This window comes from Roseburia sp. CLA-AA-H209 (assembly GCF_020687575.1).
Taxonomy (GTDB): Bacteria; Bacillota; Clostridia; order Lachnospirales; family Lachnospiraceae; genus Roseburia_C; species Roseburia_C amylophila.
The window spans coordinates 110,272-132,849 of sequence record NZ_JAJEQU010000002.1; the positions used below are offsets into that span (position 1 = coordinate 110,272).

General features: G+C 38.9%; 21 protein-coding genes and 1 pseudogene. 2 read left to right on the forward strand and 20 right to left on the reverse strand.

What is annotated here, in order from left to right:
• Positions 1-256: 256 nt before the first annotated feature.
• The 10 genes and pseudogenes from LKD41_RS03015 to LKD41_RS03055 form a co-directional block, all read right to left on the reverse strand.
• Complete coding sequence (locus LKD41_RS03015) at positions 257-2,080, reverse strand: HAD-IB family phosphatase (protein WP_178061367.1); 1,824 nt, start codon at positions 2,078-2,080, stop codon at positions 257-259.
• A 123-nt stretch (positions 2,081-2,203) separates the two neighbouring features.
• Positions 2,204-2,626 (reverse strand): hypothetical protein, encoded by a 423-nt coding sequence (locus LKD41_RS03020; protein WP_227700430.1) that lies wholly within the window; start codon positions 2,624-2,626, stop codon positions 2,204-2,206.
• A 55-nt stretch (positions 2,627-2,681) separates the two neighbouring features.
• Positions 2,682-3,536: a hypothetical protein gene (locus LKD41_RS03025; RefSeq protein ID WP_227700349.1), complete on the reverse strand. Its 855-nt coding sequence runs from the start codon at positions 3,534-3,536 to the stop codon at positions 2,682-2,684.
• Positions 3,537-3,561: 25 nt separating this feature from the next.
• Positions 3,562-4,317: a restriction endonuclease gene (locus tag LKD41_RS03030; protein ID WP_178061090.1), complete on the reverse strand. Its 756-nt coding sequence runs from the start codon at positions 4,315-4,317 to the stop codon at positions 3,562-3,564.
• An 18-nt stretch (positions 4,318-4,335) separates the two neighbouring features.
• Positions 4,336-5,676 (reverse strand): hypothetical protein, encoded by a 1,341-nt coding sequence (locus tag LKD41_RS03035; protein WP_178061088.1) that lies wholly within the window; start codon positions 5,674-5,676, stop codon positions 4,336-4,338.
• Positions 5,677-5,792: 116 nt separating this feature from the next.
• A complete protein-coding gene (locus LKD41_RS03040; protein ID WP_227700431.1) occupies positions 5,793-7,130 on the reverse strand; it encodes a recombinase family protein in 1,338 nt (445 codons plus the stop codon).
• Positions 7,075-7,854, reverse strand: a complete 780-nt coding sequence (locus LKD41_RS15760; protein ID WP_331470878.1) for a recombinase family protein — start codon at positions 7,852-7,854, stop codon at positions 7,075-7,077. Before LKD41_RS15760 ends, LKD41_RS03040 begins: the two co-directional genes overlap by 56 nt.
• Positions 7,823-8,356 (reverse strand): recombinase family protein, encoded by a 534-nt coding sequence (locus LKD41_RS15765; RefSeq protein WP_331470879.1) that lies wholly within the window; start codon positions 8,354-8,356, stop codon positions 7,823-7,825. The genes LKD41_RS15760 and LKD41_RS15765 overlap by 32 nt, the downstream gene beginning before the upstream one ends.
• Positions 8,347-8,763 (reverse strand): recombinase family protein, encoded by a 417-nt coding sequence (locus LKD41_RS03050; RefSeq protein WP_227700350.1) that lies wholly within the window; start codon positions 8,761-8,763, stop codon positions 8,347-8,349. The genes LKD41_RS15765 and LKD41_RS03050 overlap by 10 nt, the downstream gene beginning before the upstream one ends.
• A gap of 167 nt (positions 8,764-8,930) precedes the next feature.
• Positions 8,931-9,137: pseudogene (locus LKD41_RS03055) on the reverse strand (SH3 domain-containing protein); the annotation flags it as partial.
• A 300-nt stretch (positions 9,138-9,437) separates the two neighbouring features.
• Between LKD41_RS03055 and LKD41_RS03060 the strand changes: the two are divergent.
• Both LKD41_RS03060 and LKD41_RS03065 read left to right on the forward strand, forming a co-directional pair.
• Entirely contained in the window at positions 9,438-9,824 is a 387-nt protein-coding gene (locus LKD41_RS03060; RefSeq protein ID WP_004059103.1) for a BlaI/MecI/CopY family transcriptional regulator, read from the forward strand.
• A 1-nt stretch (position 9,825) separates the two neighbouring features.
• Entirely contained in the window at positions 9,826-11,622 is a 1,797-nt protein-coding gene (locus LKD41_RS03065) for a BlaR1 family beta-lactam sensor/signal transducer (protein WP_227700351.1), read from the forward strand.
• 96 nt (positions 11,623-11,718) lie between these two features.
• Here LKD41_RS03065 and LKD41_RS03070 read toward each other — a convergent pair whose 3' ends face one another.
• The 10 genes from LKD41_RS03070 to LKD41_RS03115 form a co-directional block, all read right to left on the reverse strand.
• Positions 11,719-12,159 (reverse strand): hypothetical protein, encoded by a 441-nt coding sequence (locus tag LKD41_RS03070; protein WP_227700352.1) that lies wholly within the window; start codon positions 12,157-12,159, stop codon positions 11,719-11,721.
• A gap of 52 nt (positions 12,160-12,211) precedes the next feature.
• Complete coding sequence (locus LKD41_RS03075) at positions 12,212-13,438, reverse strand: hypothetical protein (RefSeq protein WP_227700353.1); 1,227 nt, start codon at positions 13,436-13,438, stop codon at positions 12,212-12,214.
• A gap of 16 nt (positions 13,439-13,454) precedes the next feature.
• A complete protein-coding gene (locus LKD41_RS03080; RefSeq protein WP_227700354.1) occupies positions 13,455-13,895 on the reverse strand; it encodes a hypothetical protein in 441 nt (146 codons plus the stop codon).
• Between the two features lie 13 nt (positions 13,896-13,908).
• The gene (locus tag LKD41_RS03085; RefSeq protein ID WP_227700355.1) at positions 13,909-14,367 is read right to left on the reverse strand and encodes a hypothetical protein; all 459 of its coding nucleotides are present in this window, start codon (positions 14,365-14,367) and stop codon (positions 13,909-13,911) included.
• Between the two features lie 53 nt (positions 14,368-14,420).
• Complete coding sequence (locus LKD41_RS03090) at positions 14,421-15,686, reverse strand: DUF6070 family protein (protein ID WP_227700356.1); 1,266 nt, start codon at positions 15,684-15,686, stop codon at positions 14,421-14,423.
• Between the two features lie 4 nt (positions 15,687-15,690).
• Positions 15,691-16,965: a DUF6070 family protein gene (locus LKD41_RS03095; protein ID WP_227700357.1), complete on the reverse strand. Its 1,275-nt coding sequence runs from the start codon at positions 16,963-16,965 to the stop codon at positions 15,691-15,693.
• The gene (locus LKD41_RS03100; protein ID WP_118541762.1) at positions 16,965-18,206 is read right to left on the reverse strand and encodes a DUF6070 family protein; all 1,242 of its coding nucleotides are present in this window, start codon (positions 18,204-18,206) and stop codon (positions 16,965-16,967) included. Before LKD41_RS03100 ends, LKD41_RS03095 begins: the two co-directional genes overlap by 1 nt.
• Positions 18,154-20,271, reverse strand: a complete 2,118-nt coding sequence (locus LKD41_RS03105) for a penicillin-binding transpeptidase domain-containing protein (RefSeq protein WP_227700358.1) — start codon at positions 20,269-20,271, stop codon at positions 18,154-18,156. Before LKD41_RS03105 ends, LKD41_RS03100 begins: the two co-directional genes overlap by 53 nt.
• Positions 20,272-20,706: 435 nt before the next feature.
• Entirely contained in the window at positions 20,707-22,125 is a 1,419-nt protein-coding gene (gene rlmD, locus LKD41_RS03110) for a 23S rRNA (uracil(1939)-C(5))-methyltransferase RlmD (RefSeq protein WP_227700359.1), read from the reverse strand.
• 135 nt (positions 22,126-22,260) lie between these two features.
• Entirely contained in the window at positions 22,261-22,539 is a 279-nt protein-coding gene (locus LKD41_RS03115) for a hypothetical protein (protein ID WP_022242638.1), read from the reverse strand.
• Positions 22,540-22,578: the final 39 nt, after the last annotated feature.

A 22,578-nucleotide genomic window follows, 5' to 3' on the forward strand; every position in this document is an offset into this window, starting at 1 on the left:
AAAGCCTATCCCCTGGGGTAAAACTCCAGTTATATCATCACTCTATGGAAACAGAAACACACATCTATTTTATTCCCAAAATGGCGAAATCCTTTGATTTATTGGTCTTTTCTCGACAGAAGGCAGACTGTCTCCACATGCGGTGAAAGTTTCTACTTATACTAAATAGCGAAAGTACCACTTTCGCCAAACTTTATGGAACTCTCACTGGTGGGGGATAAGGCTCGTAATAAACCTAATCTACTAAACATATGTTCTATTTATCTTCTATAAATACATGAGGTATTATCTCCCTCAAATTATTCACTTCCCTAATATAATCATGCCAATATATGGAATTCGTATAATTGGTATTTTGAGGGTTGATGCATAAAGTTCTTGCCCCAGATAAATGTACAAATGTATCATTAAATGAATTTCCCACAAATAATACCTCCGATGCATTTATCTTATTCTCATTTACAATCTGCTTAATATATTCTGCTTTTCCCTCAAAATCATACTCTGTTCCAACAATTCTTGACAGCTTACCCTTCTGAAAATAGAACTTATTAGCACTTATATCTTCAAAAAGATTTACCATATCTCCAAGTACTTCTTTTATTATCTCTCGAATAGAACCTGAAACAATGTACAACAACACATCTCTACTCTTCAATTCCATTAATGTTTCTTTACATCCATCAATTAATACCATTTCAGATGCAATTTTTTTCATAATATCTTTGGTTAACCCAGCTTCTCTAAACTTGTCTTCTGTTATCTTACACCATTGCTCGTGTGTTATTTGCTTGTTAGAAAACTGTCTATGATAATAATCGCAATCATTTACACTATATCCCAACTCAGTCCATATTCGCTCCCATGTTGTTTTTGAAAAATTAGGCGATACAAGTGTTCCATCAAAATCAAACACTACGATTTTAGCATTTTTTAATTTCATAGGCGTAGCATGGATTCCTTTCCTTTTTAAATAATAATTTTTATACTTTTCTGCTAATAAGTCATCATCATCTGCAGTAAGCTCTCCTTTTCGTAAATTCAATGCTTTCTCTAAACTTCTTATGGTGGCTACCGTAGTTTCCCTAAAAATCCTAATTGAAAATTCGTTTTCCTCTGCATTGATTTTCTCACATTTGGATATATGTCCTATACTAATTCCACTTAATTTGCTCAATTCCTTTATTGTAATCTTTTGGGAATTTCTGTAAAAAAACAATTTGTATGCGTTGATTCTAAGCATTAAATTATCTGCATTTTTCTTTCTATTTTCTGCTTTCAATATTTCTTCCAAAACAGAATCATCACACAAAACCGACTCACAAAGTGAAATGGCAGATTCCATGGCAATTTTCTGATATCTATCTTTATTTTCACTTTGCTTATCATATCCCCAATCACAGATTCCTTTTACAATAATCCACTCATACAGATTATTAGCCATAGCAACACTTGCTAATCCTGCGCCCTCCATTTCACCACCAATAGCTTCTGGAAATGAACTATGTAATTTATCTCTGTAATTTTTGTCATCTAATAATTTTTCACCTGACAATACTGTCCCCATATATTTTTTTGCGGCTTTACCATCCTCTAACAAATACTCCCAGTCCATGCATGACTTAAACCTATTCGTTAATACTCCCCCAGCTTCTGTATCAGCGCCTCTTGGTATTGTACTTCCATTTGATATTTTTGCGGTTTCATACTGAAGTATTTTTTTAGAAATAAGTACATCTCCAATTCGTTGCTTTCCCTTATTCATTCCCCATGCAACACCTACCATAATAATTCCACGAGGATTCCACATTTTTATTGCATTATCTACTGTTGTCATTACCGCATCCCTATTCATTGCTCCCATATCTGATTGAACATGAATTACATTATAAGCCCCAAATCTACCTATAAAATATGTATTATTTTTACTATATGCAACCAGTATATCTGAATAGTCTTCTAATGGTTTTAATCTGGAAAGTAAACTGTTTGTTTCTATATCATTAACTGTCACTAATAATAACCAATTTTTATTTTCTCTCTTTATTTGTTTTGTTGTTTTTTGGTTTATCCTTTCCATGAGCTTACCCTCCAATCATAAAAAATCCAATAATATTATACCACAGAAGTCCACATCCTACCATCCGAAAAGGAGTAAGAATGATGCCGATCAGGAATTGAAACTCCCTATTGGCATCTTTTCTTACTCCTCTTCATTTTTACATTCAGTCTCCGTTCCATCCAAGAACATTACTGCAAGCGTTCCATCTTCAAAAACCTTAATGTGGTCCAGCGTTTTCAGCATGAAGTCCGTATCCATCTCCGTCAAAGGTTCTGCCCCATCGGTGTATTCTATGAACTTCTCTGCCCGATAACCTTCCAACAGGTTCTTGCTCTGCAACTGTTCTGTCCACTGCTCCATGAAATCCTCTCGGTTTTCCACCAACACATTCCAAGCCATCAGATATGCCTTTATCAGCGTTTTTTCCTCTACGTGGCGGTTGGCGCATCCCATGACTCTTTTGACCTTGTAGCGTTCACTGCATTGCCATACCTTACGGTCAACGCCCGTGCTGCTCCGCCAGCCTTTCCGTTCAAATACTTTTTTGCAGTCTCCGCAAACTATTACCTTTTACGAAAAAAATATGTATCCATTGAGGAGATACTCTTTTCCTTATCTGCTAAAAATCAATATCGTTATGCTTATTTTTCAGCTTGTAAAATGCAATTATTACACTGGTATAATATTGCATCATCCAATCATACCATATTTCCTTGCTATAATCGCTCTTTTGACCCGCACGATTATGGCGAATATTATAGCCGTTAACTATACCAAAAATCAACTTATCATGTTCATTTTTAGAAACTTCATACTCAGCATTAAAAATATCTTTTACTTCTTCACGTTCACTTTCCAAAATATCAGCAAGAATGTTAATAGCCTTCTTTTTCTGTTCTAAATTGGCATCAAAACGATAATACATTTCTGTGGCTGTTGCTAATTGCTCATATACTGAATCAGGCAAAGCAGAACCATCATATTCTAACTGCTCACGCAATGCACCGTTAGGCATTTGCATTATAAATCCATTTGTTGGTTCAAGATAATAACCCTCTTTATAGGCACGTAAGATATTATTAATCTGTTCAGCAAATTCTGCCTTTTGCGCTTCATTTTCAAATTCAGCTGTTTCATAGTTATAAACACCAATATGGTCGTATAAAATCTCAATCACCGAAAATAATGTCTGTTCATCATATTCTTCGAGATATTGCCAAATTGGCCAAACCTCTTTATCCTGTAAGCGTGTTGCAAAATACACTTCCGGCGATGGCAACAGACTTGGTGGTAAAACCTGCTCCGAATCCTGCGTATAAGGAATTTGTCTCCACACTCCTCTTGTAGCCACTTCAAAATACTCTTTATCGCAAAAATACTTATGTACTTGTCTGAAATACTGTAACAACTCATCAAAATCTATCTGCAGTTGCTTTGTAAGTAAACCATGCCTTTCTGCGTAATATTTTTTCATATTATTCTTTTCTCCTTATGGGCAGCTAAAAATTACCTTGTTCATTTTGAATACTATTTTCCATTAATCTAATCAAATCATCAATATCAAATAGGTCTATCAATGTTTTCTGTTGCTCTGCAAATCTCTGTGCATCTTCTGTAAAATAGGAAGAAGTTACGATAATTGCCTTATTTGCCCTTTCTGCTGTTTGCACACCATATAAGGCTCGAACAATATCAACACCTATTTTATTCATTTCATTATACCTTTTACATTCAATTAAAAACATGACAGGTCTACCTAAGATACTTTTTGTTGCGATTATGTCTTTTCCCCCATCTCGTGTCTGAGGTGTTAAACGAGTTTGAAAACCTTGCCTTTTAAACACTTCTTCCACGAGCTCTTCAAACTCCCTGGGAGTAAGCTGATATACAGATCTTTTATCATTCAATATCCTATATATATTTTCCTCTACCTGTGGCAAAAATGAAGCTATGCTTTCTTCATCGAATTCCACCTGATATACAATCCCCATATTTGGCTTCTCAAGAAATTGTCCACCATGTATTTCATTATCTTCATAATTGAAACACCCTACTGGATATTCATAACCAGAAATTCTGTATTTTATATTGTTTCCACATTCTTCACAATCGCATTCTTCGTATATATCATACACGATTTCTGGACCCATTTGTCTTTCGTATGAAGATGTTTCTGCATCCAGATACTCCTTCTTAATGACGATAATATTTCCGCACTCTTCACACTGTATAACTACATCATTTAATAATTCCATGCACATTGCCTCCGTGCCTTATAAATCAATTTCATATCTCTCAAATAATTTATCAAAAAACTCACATATCATTTGCTTCGCATTATTCTCGTCCCAAAACTCATATCCTCCAAATCGATATACTTCATAGCCCTTCAACCGCAATGCTCTATCAGCTTTTACCATTTCGGCATATAATGCAGGTGCCGCCTTTCCATTCTGAGAGTAGTGTTGCTGCCCATCCAATTCAAAAACGATCTGTATTCCTCCCGGTAATAACATCAAAAAATCCATTCTTTGATGGGAGTATACTACTTGTCCTTTTCTCTGATATTTGCTACGAGGGTCATAATGCAAATACACTTGTGGCACTAATGCAGGAATATCTTGCTTTATCGGGTGACGATAATAGTTATAATATGCTCTAAAAAAGATTTTTTCGGGTTCTGAATCAAGAGATGCTCTTAACCGGCCATACAATTCTAACTCAGGATTGCCATCATTCTCTTTGTTATTCTCTTTCCACCATTCGACCAAAGTATTCCACTGTAGTCCATCTGCTCCTATCTCAAAATTATAAAACAAGCAATTGTCAGTATCTCCTATCAATCGCAGTTCGTTACTAATTGAATTTTCAATAGTAATATCTGGCTTTTGACCGACCGGAGCAAAAATGAGATTTTTTAATTCACCTTCAACAATTCTTCTTTTTCCTATACTATAATGTGGAACTCCGGATTTTTGAGAACTGATATATAACTCATATCCATCTTCCTTAATTATTCCATTTATACCTTGAACATACTTTTTCTGTTCATCGCCTTCTCTCACCTCTGGTTTTACCAAACACTCTAAAAACTTGACGAAAGTTTCATCGGGCAGATATTTAACCTCTAATCGTTTTGTAAGCAATTCCTTATAGGACATGGTTTTATCATATTTTACTGCAGACATAATTTCTTCCCCTACAGTCGTTCCAATGAAAATATCTGGAATATCCGTCATATTCCAAATAAACGATAGAAAATCGTCTAATTTCATTTGCCCTTCCATATCACTTAATGAATCTAAAAAATCAACAATTCGCCTTCTTGTCACAAACGAAAAAACTAATTCTGTATCAGCCAAATAAGGCTCCATGGTTTTTATCATTTCTGCATTTTCAAATTCTTTAACTATTCTTCTTGCCAACTTCCAAATATCATCATCTGGCAACTTGTTCAAACCACTCAATACACATAACCGCTTGCTATGCATTGGTTCCAACCCAGCATCTGGTTCAATTCCATATGCATTACAGACTCCTCCCAAGTCATAAGCCTTATATTCACAGGCAAATTGATTTGCAATTACATTTCTTAATTCATCAACTTTCCTCATTGCTGCCTCCTTAGCCTAACACTATTATTTTACCATATCACCTGTTTTTTTACCATCTGCAAAAGAGCAAGAAAAAAAGCCGATCAGGAATCGCAACTCCCAATCGGCATCTTTTCTTACTCCTCTTCATTTTTACATTCAATCTCCGTTCCGTCCAGGAAGACCACCAACAATGTTCCATCTTCAAAAACCCTGATGTGGTCCAGCGTTTTCAGCATGAAGTCCGTATCCATCTCCGTCAAAGGTTCTGCCCCATCGGTGTATTCTATGAACTTCTCTGCTCGATAACCTTCTAATAGGTTCTCGCTCTGCAGCTGTTCTGTCCACTGCTCCATGAAATCCTCTCGGTTTTCCACCAACACATTCCAAGCCATCAGATATGCCTTTATCAGCGTTTTTTCCTCTACGTGGCGGTTGGCGCATCCCATGACTCCTTTGACCTTGTAGCGTTCACTGCATTGCCATACCTTACGGTCAACGCCCGTGCTGCTCCGCCAGCCTTTACGTGCAAATACCTTATTACAGTCTCCGCAAATTATCTTGGATGCAAATGGATTACTTTCCGGCCGGTGGGAATAGGAGTTTGTCCCATGCTCCTCCAGGTACTTTTTCCTGCGTTTTATTTCAAGCTGTACACATTCCCATATCCGCTTTGAAATGATGGCATCATGATCATCCTCCACATAAAACATCTGAATTTCCCCTTTATTCTGTGTCCTCTTCTTGGTAAGGAAGTCCACCGTATAGCTTTTCTGCAGCAAGGCATCACCCTTGTATTTTTCATTTTCCAACATACTCATTAAGGTTGTAGACTGCCACTTCGTACCGCCATCCCAATTTTTCACACCTTCCCGCTCAAAAATCCTCTTGATGTAATCGGTTGTTTTTCCGTCCATGAATTCCTGATACAGCCGAACCACAATCGGCTCCTGCGTCCTGTTGTTGATTACCAGCTTCCCCGTTTCATCTGTATCGTAGCCAAGAAAACGCTTTGTACTCATTTTGTGCTTCCCTGTCTCAAATCTTCTGCGGATTCCCCATGTGCAGTTCTCTGAAATGAATCGGCTCTCATCCTGTGCCAGTGAGGAAAGAATGGTAAGCAGCACTTCGCCCTTTGCATCGAGAGTATTGATATTTTCCTTTTCAAAAATAATCCCTATCCCCAAATCTTTCAGCTCTCGCACATAATTCAAGCAATCCAGCGTATTTCTTGCAAATCGGGAAATGGACTTAGTAATAATCATGTCTATTTTCCCCGACCTGCAATCAGCAATCATACGGTTGAATTCATCTCTCTTTTTGGTATTGGTTCCCGAAATACCTTCATCCGCATAAGTCCCTGCATATTCATAGAGTGGATTCTCGCTGATATAATTTGTGTAATAATTGACCTGATTCTCATAGCTTAATAACTGTTCTTCTTGGTCGGTTGACACTCGGCAGTACGCTGCCATCTTCAATTTCTGCACTGACTGTGCTGTTCCTGATTCCGCAGTCGAAATCTGCTTTGCTGGTATAACCGTAATGCTTCTTGCCATTTTTAACCACCTCCTCAATCACTGTCTGTTCCGTAATGTTCAAGCCTTGCAATTCGGCATCATCAATCCTTATCCCTTTGCATGCCTTGACTCCCTTTTCAATGTAGGTGCTGCAAAGCCATTGGATTTTCTTCTTGTAAACCTGTCTGCGCCGGAGTGTTTTTCCGCAGTAAGGGCAAATCAGCATTCCGCTTAAGGGATAGCGGTTTTGGAACTTCATTGTGTTGTCCTGTCCAATATTCCTGTCACGCTTTCTCTGCTCTCTGACCTTCTGTACCTGTTCCCAGACCTCTGGCGATACAATTGGTTCGTGATTTTCCGAAATGTAATAACTCTGCACTTCCCCGTTGTTTTTCCTTGTATGGTTTCTTTTGTTTTCAGGGGTGTAATACTTCTGCAGATGAAAATCCCCTTTGTACTTTTCATTACAAAGCATCCCATTGATAGTCCCGCTTTCCCATGTTGTTCCCGTCACCGTTTTCACACCCAGGTAATCAAGCAGCTCGCCAATCCTTGACGAGCCAACATTCATTAGATAAAGGTCAAAAGTCAGACTGACAATTTCTGCTTCCTTTCGGTTTACAATCAAATCCCCATATTCGTTTTTGTCATAACCGAGGAAGCGGGAAGTGGTAATCATCACTTCCCCCTCTCTCAAACTTCTTCCGAATGGACCATTTATTGTTTTCACTCATGCTTCTGCTTTCTTCCTGAGCAAAAGAAGCGAGGACGGCAAGCATCATCTCACCGTCCCCTGATAGAGTGTTAATGTTCTGTTCTTCAAAAAAAATACCGACACCCAGTTCCTTCAGTTCTCTTGCGAACTTTAGAACGGTGACGGTATTTCTCGCAAACCTCGATATAGATTTTGTAATAATCAGGTCAATCTCTCCTGCCCTTGCCTTCTCCATCATTCTCTGGAACTGTGGTCGGTTCTCACAATAACCGGATATGCCTTGATCAGCAAATACTCCGATAAATTCATATTCCGGATTTCCGGTAATCAGTCTCTCATAGGTTTCCATCTGATTTTCAAGAGAGTCTTCCTGTCTTCTGCTATCTGTGGAAACTCTGGCATAAGCACAAACCCTTTTCTTTTGTAAGACCGAAGCTGGTCGTTTGTTAATCACTTTTACACGCACGTTACATCACTTCCTTCAAAAAACCTTTTCTTAAACTCCTGAATCCTTCGGAAAATGGCTTGTGCATCCTCTACCTTGTCAATGCACACCACATCCACATTTTTCTTACTGCAAATCAGCATGAACTCCATAAACTGTCCCCAGCTACGGGCAATTGTGGCAGCCCTCATGGTAACCACCACATCTATCTTCTTTGCTGCGATTTTCTCTTTCAGACGATTAAATTCTTTTCTGTTCGGGTCGGCTCCTGAAGCTTCCTCAAAAAATATCTGCAAATCCCATTTCTGTTTTCCATATTCTTCTTCCAACCGCCTCATTACATCGTCCAGATATTTTTCATAGTCTCTGTCACGATGGTTGACTCTGCAGTAAAAAGCCACCCTATTTATCGTTCCTGCAATCACCATATAAATAAGTACTCCTTTCGTTTTTGGTAGTATATAAATCACTCTAAACCCCTGTAAAGTCAAGCAATTCTACGGTTTCCACCCACTCTTTTTTCACTCTGTCCAAACTTGTCAGGAACCGAAAAAAGCAGCCGGACAGAAACCTGTTGTCTCTGTCCGGCTTATCTTTAAACCCTCTCGGTATAATCCAGTGAAATCCATCCGTCACGATTTTTCTGATAAGATTTCAGAAGTCCCCAAAGGCTCGCACCTTTACCTTCTGCTTCTTCCACAATAGTGAAAGCACCTTTTCCGGTGTACTTACCTGTTTTATCATAGTCTGTTCCCGGACCCTTGCGGATGTTCAAATCTTCGATGGATACTCTCACAAGATACAGTGTGAATGTATCATTGGAATAAATCACTTTACCGGATTCATCAAATATGGAATATCTCCAACGTCAGACAGCACTCATACATAAAAGAGGTAATTCAAACGAGTAAAGGAACCAGCTAATCCGTTGTGATTCTGGTTCTTTTCTTTTTGTTACCATCTAAAATTCTTACTATTGTAATATTTTAATTATTACGTAAGTAAGATTTCAAGTCAATATCTTTTTTCTGAAATTGACAACCACATAAATAACGTCTATAATATATTTATTACAGTTGTAAGATTTAAGGAGGGATTTGAAATGAGTGATTTACCACAGATTTCTGAAGCTGAATTTGAAGTTATGAAAATCGTATGGAAACATGCGCCGATCAGTACAAATGAAATAACAGATAAATTATTACAGACCACAAGCTGGAGTCCGAAAACGATACAGACTTTAATCAAACGTCTCGTAACAAAAGGCGTTCTGACTTATGAAAAACAGAGCCGAGTGTTTGTTTATACCCCAGTTGTGAAAGAAAGCGAATACATCGGCCAGGAAAGCAACTCTTTTCTGGAACGATACTATGACGGGGATATCACTGCCATGCTGTCTGCATATATAGAAAATGACAGACTATCTGAAACAGAAATAGACACTCTCCGCTCCCTTCTTTCCAAGAGGTCAAAAAAAGGAGGCAATTAACGTGGCTAATTTTATGATACGCTTTTTCCTATGCAATGTGTTTATCAGCGGTATCATTGGAATCCTTTTGCTTGTCAAACGGATATTCAAAAACAGCCTGTCCAGCCGGATGCAGTATAATCTGTGGTTTCTGCTGCTCGGACTTTTAGCAGTTCCATTTATACCGTTCCGTTTCATCGGTCTACCACAAATCTTCTCCTGGCTTGGCAGCCTGAGAAGTTCTCCTTCTTCCGGTGCTGGCACCAATATTACAGGCACCGCAGAAGCAGTTACAACCGGAAATACAAATTGGATGAACAACTTTACTCTTTCGGTAAATAGTGAGACTCCATCCATCGCAGGATACATACTATTAGGGATATGGATTGTCGGTATTCTCGCCATGATAATATTGGTAATCAAATCCTCTCTCCGTTTACGCTCGTTGGAGAAATCTGCGCTTCCACTTCAAAATCAGGAAGTCCGCAGACTGTATCATCGATGTCTGGAGGAAATGGGGATTCACAGAGATATTCCTGTTTACAGCACCGCATTTTTGAAATCCCCCATTATTGTCGGACTTTTGAAACCGTGTATTTATCTTCCGATTCATCTGATCTCTGATTATGACGAATCCGATATGCGTTATATGCTGTTGCACGAACTGCAGCATTATAAACACAAAGATGCTGTTGCCAGTTATCTGATGAACCTTGCCGGGGTAATATATTGGTTCAATCCTCTTGTCTGGTACGCTCTGAAAGAAATGCGTAATGACAGAGAGGTTGCCTGTGACACTTCCGTTTTGAAAATGCTTGAAGAGGATGCTTACGAAGATTATGGCAATACACTGATTAACTTTGCAGAGAAAGTTTCACTTACTCCTTTTCCGTTTGCTGCCGGTCTTGGTGGAAACATGGATCAGATGAAACGGAGAATTATCAACATTGCCTCTTATGAGAAGCCAACATTTATGAAAAGAATAAAAGGTATGACTGCATTTGTGCTGACTGCTGTTCTTCTCATGGGATTCGCACCTTTTATTTCCACATACGCAGCAGACGGAAGCCACTACCAATGGGATTCCTCTTCTGAGAATGTTTCCTATGTAGACCTCTCCACATACTTCGGAGAATACGAAGGCAGCTTTGTTTTATACGATTTAGAAAATGATGCATGGAGCATACACGACATGGAGCATGCCACCTTACGAGTTGCTCCAAACTCCACCTACAAGATATATGATGCCCTGTTCGGATTGGAAGAAGAGATCATTACACCGGAAAATTCGTTCATTGCATGGAATGGCGAAACCTATCCATTTGAAGCATGGAATGCGGATCAGACTTTACAGTCTGCAATGAATTCCTCCGTGAATTGGTATTTTGAATCTGTGGACGAACAGCTTGGAGCCGCTAACATTTCCAACTATATTGAGGAAATTGGGTATGGAAACGAAAATATAAGTGGTGATTTCTCCACTTATTGGATGGAATCTTCCTTGAAGATTTCCCCAATAGAGCAGGTCGAACTTCTAACCAGGCTGCAGAATAACAGCCTGGGCTTCGCCCCTGAAAATATCAATGCAGTAAAAGATGCCATCTGCCTTTCCTCTTCCGATGCCGGAACATTCTACGGAAAGACCGGAACCGGACGTGTGGATGGCCAAGATGTGAACGGATGGTTTATCGGCTATATCGAAACTGTAGATAATACATACTTTTTCGCTACCAACATTGGTGCAGACAGCGATGCTACCGGAGGCAACGCAACTGAAATAACCATGTCTATCTTGTCCGACATGAATATCTGGAAATAAAGAAATCGGGTAAAGGTCATAGTCGTATAATCCTTTGCCCGATTTTTTTATTTACACTTTATGCATAAAAGCGTTTCAATTATCCAGTTCTATACGTCAAGAATTAGATTTATCATTGATGTATTCTATAATTTCTCCAATAAAAAAAGATATAAATGTCCCAATTGAAACAAACAAACTATCTCTATCACCTAATGATTCAATGAAGATTGAAAATGTAAACGTAAAGTTACTATACATATAATCATAAAAAACGTATTTCAGAGAACCTATCAAGAGCATCAACCAGAAAGAAATTAATGCATATATTAGACACAGCAAAAAGCTAATGTCAATGCTGCGTTTGACAATGATTTTTCCCATAAAAAAACCTAAAATAAAAACCCCAATATCAATATATGTATATATAATTAAAAAACCAAAATAGGCTAAGGCCGCATTATATTTGGGAAATAAATAAAAACAAAGAAAATAAGCCAAAGCCACACATACAAAATATACTAAAAATGGAGAATACGTTCTAACAAACTTTCTCATAAAAACACCTCACTCCACATGTAGATAATCGAATTAAAATCAAAAGCTTATCTTAATTTATTTCATGCTCTTCACTTCCAGTCGCTGACCATGATGTTTTACCACTACTGACCACATCTTTTGTAGACATACTATATGCAAATATATCAAGGATCTCCGCCTCTAAGATATACCATGAACCATCTGTGTTTTTCTTACTTCTGTATAAAACATATAATTCGCATTTTTCATTCTCCGAAAGTCTGTCATATACAAGATATTCTATTATTTCCTCATTCTCATTTAAGATAACTCTGGAATTTCCATTCGCACCGTATGATATCATAAAATCACATCCTTCGTCTGCGAGGTATTGTTGATATATAGTACGATATCCATCATATATTTCATTTGTTTCCATTAATGTCACATAATCACAGATCGCAGGAATAGAAATATCATCCTCTTTCATATTTTCCATTAATTCATCCATTAAATCGTGTTGAATGACAAAACCATTATCCTGTGAACTGAATATTCTAATGGTCTTTCGTGGCATCATTCCCTGCGGTCCTGCTCCTGTAACATAGTTTATGATGACAATCACATCCTTTGCACCATCTCCATCTATATCCTGAAATCCAACCGCTTCAACACTATCAAACATTCCTACACTATCATTCTCTGTACTATTATTTTCATAACACTCCGGAAAATAATATATAATTTGATTGTCTTTTGCCAGCACAAATGAAACATCTTCCCAGAGCGTTTCATAAGTCGGCAGATAAGATACAAACTGTACTTCACCCCAATCATTCAATTCTACATCAAAGGATTGTTCAGTTATAACCCGGCTTTCATCTAATCTCTCTCCTGATGGATATTCTACTTCAATATCTGCTACATCTGTCAATTGCTGTATTTCTTTCGTACCATCGAAATATAAAATGACTTGTTCATCAATTTGTTCTTCACCTGATAGAATTATTTCTACATAATCCTCATGCCAGGTAACCTTCCAACAGCTGCTACTGATGCTTGCACCGTCATTGTGCAATTCAAAATCTGTTTGCGATATCTTATCTTCGCCTTCTTTAAGGACTAACCGTCCACTTGCTGAACCAAAAGCCCATTCCGGTTCTCCAACAGCTTGAAGTACCACTTCATATTTTTTATCTGGTGAAACGGATGTATCGCAAGTTATCTTCTTGTAATTTACCGTATACGAAATGCAACACCAAAATACTACAAACAGTGCAATGAGCGAGCCCATAATACATAGCATAAATTTTTTCATTGATATAGCCCCCTTTTTAATGTCCTCGTATATCCAGTTCTTTCAATAGAGAATTTCCACTTCCCCATGAATATACAATGTAATAACCGCCGTCCTCTATTTCTTCCGAAAATTGTAGTGCCTTATGTTCAATCACCTCAATGGACTGCCCTTCCTGAGTTTCCACCAAACATTCCCATTCATTACTTCTGTAACCTGAATAGTAAGCATCCAATTCTTCCAAAGACAAATCACTTCGAATTAAAATTGCTCCGAAATACTGCATTCCATTTCCGTTACCCGTCAGCTTCCCAGCCTGTGACAACGACTCTATCAATTCTGTTTCCTCTGGCAACGGGATTTCACATAATGCCTTTTCCACCTTATAGGCTGTATGGTTATTTATAAGTGGAATTGAAATCACACTGCCTATCAATACAACCGCTGCCAATATTCCAACTAATTTTAATTTTTTCATGTGTCCTCCTTTTTTACATCCCGTTCCTTTCTAACACATCTTCTATTGCGTCAATTGCTTTTTTTGCAAAATTTATCTTTGTATCACAAATCAATTCATCATTATCATATATTTTTATCTCAGCGATAATACGGTCATTATCTTCTGCCTGCTCCGTATTGCCACCTATGGTCATCCAAGTAATTTCTATATCTTCCGGCGTTATTTTCCCATCAGTTTCTACTGTAAATTGTGCCCCATCGAAAAACGCCGTTTCCGATTGTGCATTTATAACTAGCATATTTGTCTGCTTATATACTTTAATAGAATTATATTTCTCCTCCGAACTAACAAATAATTCATCATTGTTTACAGGAATAACAAATCTTTCTTCTGATTTATCTGCATTCTTTTCATGCAAATAAGCTGTAACTGCTACAAATATCAGCATAACAACTGCTGCCAATATTCCAACCAATTTTATTTTTTTCATTTATTCTCACTCTCTTACATCTGTAATATTACCACCATCACCAATATTATCAATCATTCTTTAATTCGGTACTGATAGGCTGGTATCTCCTTAATTCCATCATCAAGGATTTTATTCCCCAAATATTGAAAGCTACCATCATCAGCAAACTTTACCGTAAGTTCATGGGTTATGACCGCATCATCACAAATGACCATATCACACACCGCATCCACCGTTAATGTCACTGTTCCATCCTCATTTTCTTTGATATCAATAACCTCCGGCAGCGAAGTTCCAAAAAAAGTTGGTGCATAGTTAAGGCAGCCTAGTCGTACCCATACATAAGTCTGATTTTTTTCATCAAATACCGCATATTCCTGAATTTGCTCTGCTGTTACTGGAAGATATTCCATGATCAAACTCTCAAATTCTTCTTTTGGTATTCCATTTGAATAATCCTCGGCATCAAACGCTTTCTGATGTTTCATGGCATACAGATATTCATACATTCCATTATAGTCCAGTTTTTCCATATGGTCAGTATCCCAATTCGAGCATAAAAGATTATTTCCCTGATACCCAAGACCTCGAACACAACGTTCAGACATTTCACGCTGTTCCTCTGTCATAGGTTTTATTCTAATCAGGCAGCTTCCATCCACAATTTCACTGACTTCCGGTGGCTCCGGCACACACAACTCATAGCAGAACCATCCTTTTTCCGTGTATTTCCATTCCTTGAGTCTCGTATATGAAATGTACGAAATTCCCGGCTCGTTGTCAGCATTCCAGATTCCTCTTGTACTTACAACATACATATCCGTTCCATCAAAAATGAATTTCATTCTGCCCAGTCCACCATCGTTGTGGATTTCATAAATTACTACAGAACCGCTTTGCCCTTCCATACATTCTTTAAGAAAACTATCGACACTTTCATAATTCCCCATGTTAGAATACGTTACCATCGTAGCAATTGGATATCCTGCGTCCTTTACCTTCTTCTGCATTTCAAGAACCGTTTGATCATCCAAAACAACATTGGATGCTATCCCTTTATCTGCAGTTTCATAAATATCAAGATAATGTTCCATCAGCTTTTTACAGTCAGTCTCAGCTTCTTCCCTTTCCTGTTCATCTACTGGAAGGTCGTAGCCCTTTTCCCATTGTTCTGCAGCCTCTTCCTCGGCACTTTTTGTTTCCTCCGTGGAAGATACTTCTTCCGTATCTTCCACAAGAGATTCACCCACAACGCTATCTTCTTTTCCACAGGCACACAGGTCGCATCCAATCAGAAATGCCATAATCAGCAGAATGCTTTTTTTCTTTAATGCCATAATATCATCCTTTCTTTCTTGCTATCGGCGGCAGTTCCAACTCAATTTGTTCTATAGAATTGGAAAGGTATCTGAAAGTTCCGTCTTCAAATGGCAGAACCACAACCGTATTCCGAAAAGCGAGATCAGAATTATAATCCGACCATACTCCATCTACGATAAGTGTAATCGTTCCATCCGCATTTTTTGTATAGTCAACCACCTCTCCAAAAGGTGGGTATGGGCTGGCATAAATCATCTCATATTCATAGCTGTTGCTGCCCTCAGCATACCCGCAATGCTCTCTCAACTGTTCTACCGATACCGGAAAATAAGTAGTCATTATCCTTTCATATTCCTCTGCCGGAATCTTCCAATCTTCAGTTTTCAGATTTTCGCCCGTAGAAATCCGATAAATATCTTCATACATACAAGGCATCAGAATGTCCTCTACATTGTTGCTGTCCCAATTTGTGACAAGCACATTGTAATTCACATAGCTTAGTCCTGATATGTATTTCTCCGTCAATTCCCGCCAGTCTTCCGGAAGCGGTTCTATTCTCCAATACTGTCTTAAACTTGCATGTGCAATCACATATTCATATGCGTAGATAAAATATCCTTTTTCGGTCAGTTTAATCTCAGCCACATTACTTACCGAAGTTCCCTGTATCTCTGGTATACCGCCTTCCTTCCACCGAATTCCTATGTAATAGGTCTGCAGCTCACCTTTCCGATAAATGAAGGTAACTGCTCCAATCAGTCCATCTCTATATACTTCAAATACCGTAACCATCGAGTCCCGTCCATCCAAGTAATCTGCATAAAATGTTTCGATTACTTCATGGTTTTGCATGGCAGTATCTTCTTCAACACTTACCAAACCGCTTCTGCCCAATTGTTCCACCACGGCTTTCCTCTGCTCGTGGGTAAATTCATTAATACCGGAAGAGTAGCTTGGTGCATCTGCAATTACAATATCCTTATAGATTTCTCTGACCGATTCTGCTGCTGACAAAACCGTACTCTGCAGCTGCTCCTTCTCCTTTTCTGAAAGGAGATCATCACTGGCTTGCGGAATAAACCAATATGCTGACTCTGTGGAAATCTCCGCATTCTCGGCTTCTTCTGTTTCTGCTTCGCTATTTTCGATTTCTATAGGTGGCTCCCATACTTCTTCTGCCACCTTTTGCTTTTCTGCATGCAATTTTCCCCAACAGAACACTCCGGCTATCACGAAAATCAACAGCAGCAAAATCGGAAGTCCACATCTTCTAAGCAGCCATTTTACATCTTCCATTATTCGCCTCCGTACAATTCTTCCCATTCTTCCAACGTCAACCGTGGTGTATGCCATGTTTCCTCATAATTATCCTCGGAAGGTATAATTTGATTGGATACATATTGTACCCCTCCGTCCTCTAACGGGCGGACCACAACCTCATGAGCATATACCTTGGAATCACCTGCATAAGGGAATACTACATTAGCTGTAAGTGTAATTGTCCCATCGCTGTTTTCTGTAAAATCGACTACCTCTGAATATGGATATTCCGGGTACTCTACTTCTTCGAAGCCTCTCGGCTTATATTCATAAGTTGAATCCTCCGAATAATAGACGGTTTTGGATTGCAGCGTTTCACTATCAATATTGAAATATTTCATAATAACGCTTTCAAATTCCTCTTTTGGAATCCGATAAACTGCACTTACTGCCAGGTTGTCATCTGCAATATAGGGAACATACTGACCATTTACTTTTGGATAGAGAATGTCATACATATCATAGAAATTCAAAGCCCCGAAATCATCCTCGCTCCAATCCACAATAAACATGTTATTCTGTTCAAAGCCAATCGGGCGGAGATATTTCCGACTCAACTCCCGATATGTTTCATCCAATGGCTGTACCCGCAATGCGGTATGCTCCTCTGCCCCACTCAATGTAAGAACATACAATTCTTCTGAAAACCAGACACCGGAAAACATCAGGTAACCTTCTTCTGTATAATTCCAATACTCCGCCTGATAGCTTCCAGTAACCTCTCTTTGTATATCTCCATTTTCGTACTTGTAATAGCTTCTGACCACATCTACATTTCCGTCTTTTGTGTGTAAATCGTATTTTACAAATCCGCCTAAATAACTGACTTCAAGAATTGTTATTTCTGCTTCTTCCTGTGCATCCACCTTTTCGCAGAATTCCACTACCTTCTCTGGGTCCGTCATGTTAATTTGATTTCTGCTGTCAACAGCCGGATATCCATTTTCTCCAAGGCAATTTACAATACTACGAATCGTTTCCAAATCAGCTATCTTGTTTTCTTCTGCTGCCTTCTTATAAAGATCTATACAGATGTTTATAATTTCTTCTGCGTTCTCCTTAGAATCTTCTGGAATAGCTTGAATATCAATTACTGTTTCCGAAACTGTATCTTCTTCCGGGGGTGCATCGCTACACCCTGAAACACTAAGCATCAGTACAAAACTAATTACTGCTAAACCACTCTTCCAGGACCAGGCCGTCTTTCTTAACAACATATCCACTTCCTCCTCTACCTTTCACATCTTCTACCATGCTGATAATCAATATAGGACGTTCTACCGTATCTTCTGCTGTAAAAATTGCAAACCATCCTAATTCCGTACCCGAAATATCATCCTTCGATGCCTTGATTTCTGCCGTACCTGTTTTTCCTGCTAAAAGAATGTCATCCCGATGGGCTGCATATCCAGTTCCATTAGAATCATTCACAACCTTCTTTGTTCCTTCCAATACACGGCTTGCTGTCTCATTAGAAAAGGCACCCGGAATCCAATACTCAGCTGTTGCTTCATTCTGATATACCAAATAAGGCTTTATGACATTTCCCTCGTTACAGAAAGCAGAATAGATACAAGCCATATGTAACGGATTCACTAAAACCTGCCCTTGACCGTAACCGCTATCAGCTAACTGTATTTCTGTTTCAATTCCCTCTGAATTAGAATACTGCGACTCTGCCATCTTAATCTCAAATGGCAATTCCTCATTAAAACCAAGTCCAGTCAAAGAACTCTCCATCTCTTCTGATCCAATCTTTAATGCTGCCTTTGCGAAATAAATATTGTCGGAATATATCAGGGCATTCTCTAAAATGACTGGTTCATATGCATGGAGTGTTGTTACATAATAGGACCCCCACGATGCATCCTTTTGCCAGCTTAAGCCTACGTTCCCGTAATCTTCCATTGGATCGATTGCTCCTGATTCCAAGCCGACCGCAGCGGTAATTGGCTTAAATGTAGACCCCGGACACCATACTTGCCGGAAGCGATTATACATTGGCTTATTCTCATCCTCGTTAAGTGCAGTCCACTGCTCACTCGATAATCCCATAATAAAATCGTTATTGTCATAGGCTGGTGTGCTGACCAAAGCCAATACCTCTCCAGTATAAGGATTCATGGCTACCGAGCAGCTTTTATCTTCCTTAAACTGCTCATACAAGGAAACCTGTAAATCAGTATCTATCGTAAGCTGGATGTCCTGTCCATGCTGTACCAGGATGCAAGCAAGTTCCTCCTTCTCTTTGCCTTCCGAGTTTACAATATAAATCCTGCAACCGTTCTGGCCTTTGAATTCACTTTCGAACAATCCCTCCATTCCACTTCTGCCGATTACACTATTGGCTGTATAGCCTTCTCCTGCATGTTCCTCTAAATCTTCCGCAGTAACACTTTGAACATATCCGACCAAATGTGCAGCTGCTTCCCCTAATGGGTATTCACGCACTTCAACATCAGATATCATCACTCCGGGAATCTCCAGCAACTTTTCATGCCTTTCATTCTCCTTTAGGACTTCTTCATCTGGACTGATAGACATTAACTCAATTTCTTCCACTCTTGGAATCGTTTTAATAGGAACAAAAGAATCATCCTTTACCCACTTTGCAGACAGTTTCTTTTCTATCGCTTCCGGTGTGATTTCCAATAGTTCTGCAATCTGTGCGATTGCTTCCTCTCTGTTTTCCAACTTTCCCGGAACGATTCCAACCGAAGATGCTGTACCTTTTCCTGCAAGGACACGTCCGTTCCTATCCAGAATTTCTCCTCGTTCTGCCTGTGTAGTGGAAACTCTTACTTTATCTGTAGAAGTTAGATTCCGAAAAATCATGGAATCATCCCAAACCAACTTATATCCTTCTTCGTCTTTTAGGAAAAGTGCTTCATTCTCAAAGCTGATAGTTCCTGCAACTGTATCGAAAGAAGTCTGGTAGGTTACCGTCATTTGCTCCTCGTCATATGCAATAATCCGGACAGCCATATTCTGGACTTCTATGCCTTCATAAATAGCTGAGTTGCGTTTTATGAAATCCTCCTGACTGATACTTCCCGATGCCTCAACGTGCAACATCGCATACATTTCTTCATATTCCTTTTTGGGGATATGATACATGTACTCCACCAGAAGTTCTTCCGGTGTCCTCCAGGCATTTTCTTTTGTTTCCAACATTCCTGCCACACATACCGCAGAAATTACCGCAGCCATTCCTATAACAGCAATCGCAATCCATAGGAGCCTGCTTTTCTTTCTTTTATGTCTGCTTTTTCCTTTCTTCATATTGACCTCCATTCATTTTGCTTTGCTGATATGGTCATATTCTATTTTCAATGTACACTATATCTCAAAAATATTACATTTGTAAGATTTTTGAGTAAAAAAATTTCTCTTTGATGAATATATCATACTATACATTCCTCATCCTTTTTTTATTACATGTGTAAGATTTCACAACAAAAAAATATCGTTCGAACTCCTGCTACACTCGTGTAAATATTACATCAGTAAGATTTAGAAGTCAAGTTATCTTTATACAAAAAGGCTTCTGCCGGAAGGTATCATACATTTTCGCAAAAGTGATACCTTTTAGCAAAAGCCTATTATTCAGCAGAGTCTCAAAACACCCCACTGTTTCGATATTCAAATGTTTCATTCAAAAGACCTGAAAACACACATTCATTTTTCTCCCCTTAATATCCTACAAACCGCAGAAAATCAAGGTTTCTTTGAAAGCAGACAAACGGTTTCAATATTTCCGGACCATGGGAACATGTCCACGCAGCACATCCGCTCCACCTGATATCCTCTGGCGGTTAAAACCTCCAAGTCTCTTGCAAGACTGGTTGGCTTACAGGAAATATAAATCATGCGGTCTACGCCATAGCGGATAATTTTCTCCAATGCCTTTGGATGGATGCCATCGCGCGGAGGGTCCAATACGATAAAATCCGGTTTTTCGGTAATATCGTCCAATACTTTTAAGACATCACCGGCTAAAAATTCGCAGTTTTCAAGACCATTTAATGCCGCATTTTCCTTTGCAGCTTCCACCGCCTCTTCTACTATTTCCACACCCACTACCTTTTTTGCGGCTGGTGCCAGCATCTGTGCAATGGTTCCGGTTCCGCTGTATAAATCAAATACCACCTTGTCTGCCTTCTCGGTCAGCGTATCTCCGATATAGTCCCTTGCAGTCTGGTAAAGCACCTCTGCTCCAAGAGAGTTGGTCTGGAAGAAAGAAAATGGTGTGATTCTAAAACGAAGTCCTAAGAGTTCTTCGTAGAAATAATCTTTTCCATATAAAATCTCTGTTCCTTCATCCTTTACTACATCTGCTACACTGTCATTTTTCGTATGAAGAATTCCTGCAATGCTGCCGTCTAAATCAAGTTTACATAATGCATCTTTCATTCCAGCCAACAATTCTTTTTCTGAAGATATTGCCTCTGTCAGACCATCCAGTATATGCTCTGCGCCTGCCGTTACGAGGTCAATCAGGATCTCTTTGGTCTTTACCGCTTTACGCACCAGTAAATGACGCAGATATCCGGTATGCCGCATTCTGTGATAATAGGAAATCTTTTTTTCTGCAAAATACTGCTGCACACAGCTTAATATCTTCCGATAATCTTCATCTACAATTTTACAGTCCGTTACCGAAACAATATCATAAAAGCTGCCACGCTTATGCATGCCAAGAGCAAGGGGGCCATCTTTATATTCATCCCCAAAAGTAAATTCCATCTTATTACGGAATCCGAATTCATTCGGACTTGCTTTTACGCCCTCAAAGCTGTAAGTTTCCGGGTCTACTACCGCATCCATCAGTTTCTTCACCTGCTGTCCTTTTAATGCAAGCTGATCTTCATAGGATAAATTCTGATAAGTACAGCCTCCACAGATTCCAAAATGCGGGCATGGTGCTTCCGGCAGCTCATTTGGTGCTTTCTTCAAAACTTCCAGTAAGCGACCTTCGCCTTTTCCCTTTCTTACTTTATTTACAGAAAAGGAAATCTCCTGTCCCGGTAATACGTTTTTTACGATTACCTGCTTTCCTTCTTCTACTTTTACGACTCCCTTATTCGGGAAATCCACATATGCAACAGTTCCCTGTAATACCTGACCTTTTTTCATACTTACCTCACACGAACAATTCTTTTCCAGAAACACATGTCATCCGCAGCGTTTCCGGCACACTCAGTAAAAGGGCTGCATGATATCACACAGCCCTTTACATCTTCACCTGTTAAATTATGCAAATGATAATGATTATTTCTCTTCCTCGTCATCCTCGTCAAAGAAATCATCTTCAAAATCATCATCGAAATCGTCTTCAAAATCCTCCAGATAATCTGGTGCAAAGAAACGATATAATCCATAAGCAGCTGCAGCAACTACTACAACAATACCAATGATTGCAAAAATTAAACCAGCTTTTGATTTTTTCTTCTCTTCCATTATTTCCTCTTTCTCCTTTTTATGCAATAATTCTGTTACTTTGTTCACATTTGCGGTTAATAAATTCTTTAATTCTTCCATTTTTTCCATTTCTGACCACTCCTTTTTATGCCAACAACAGTTTTTCAT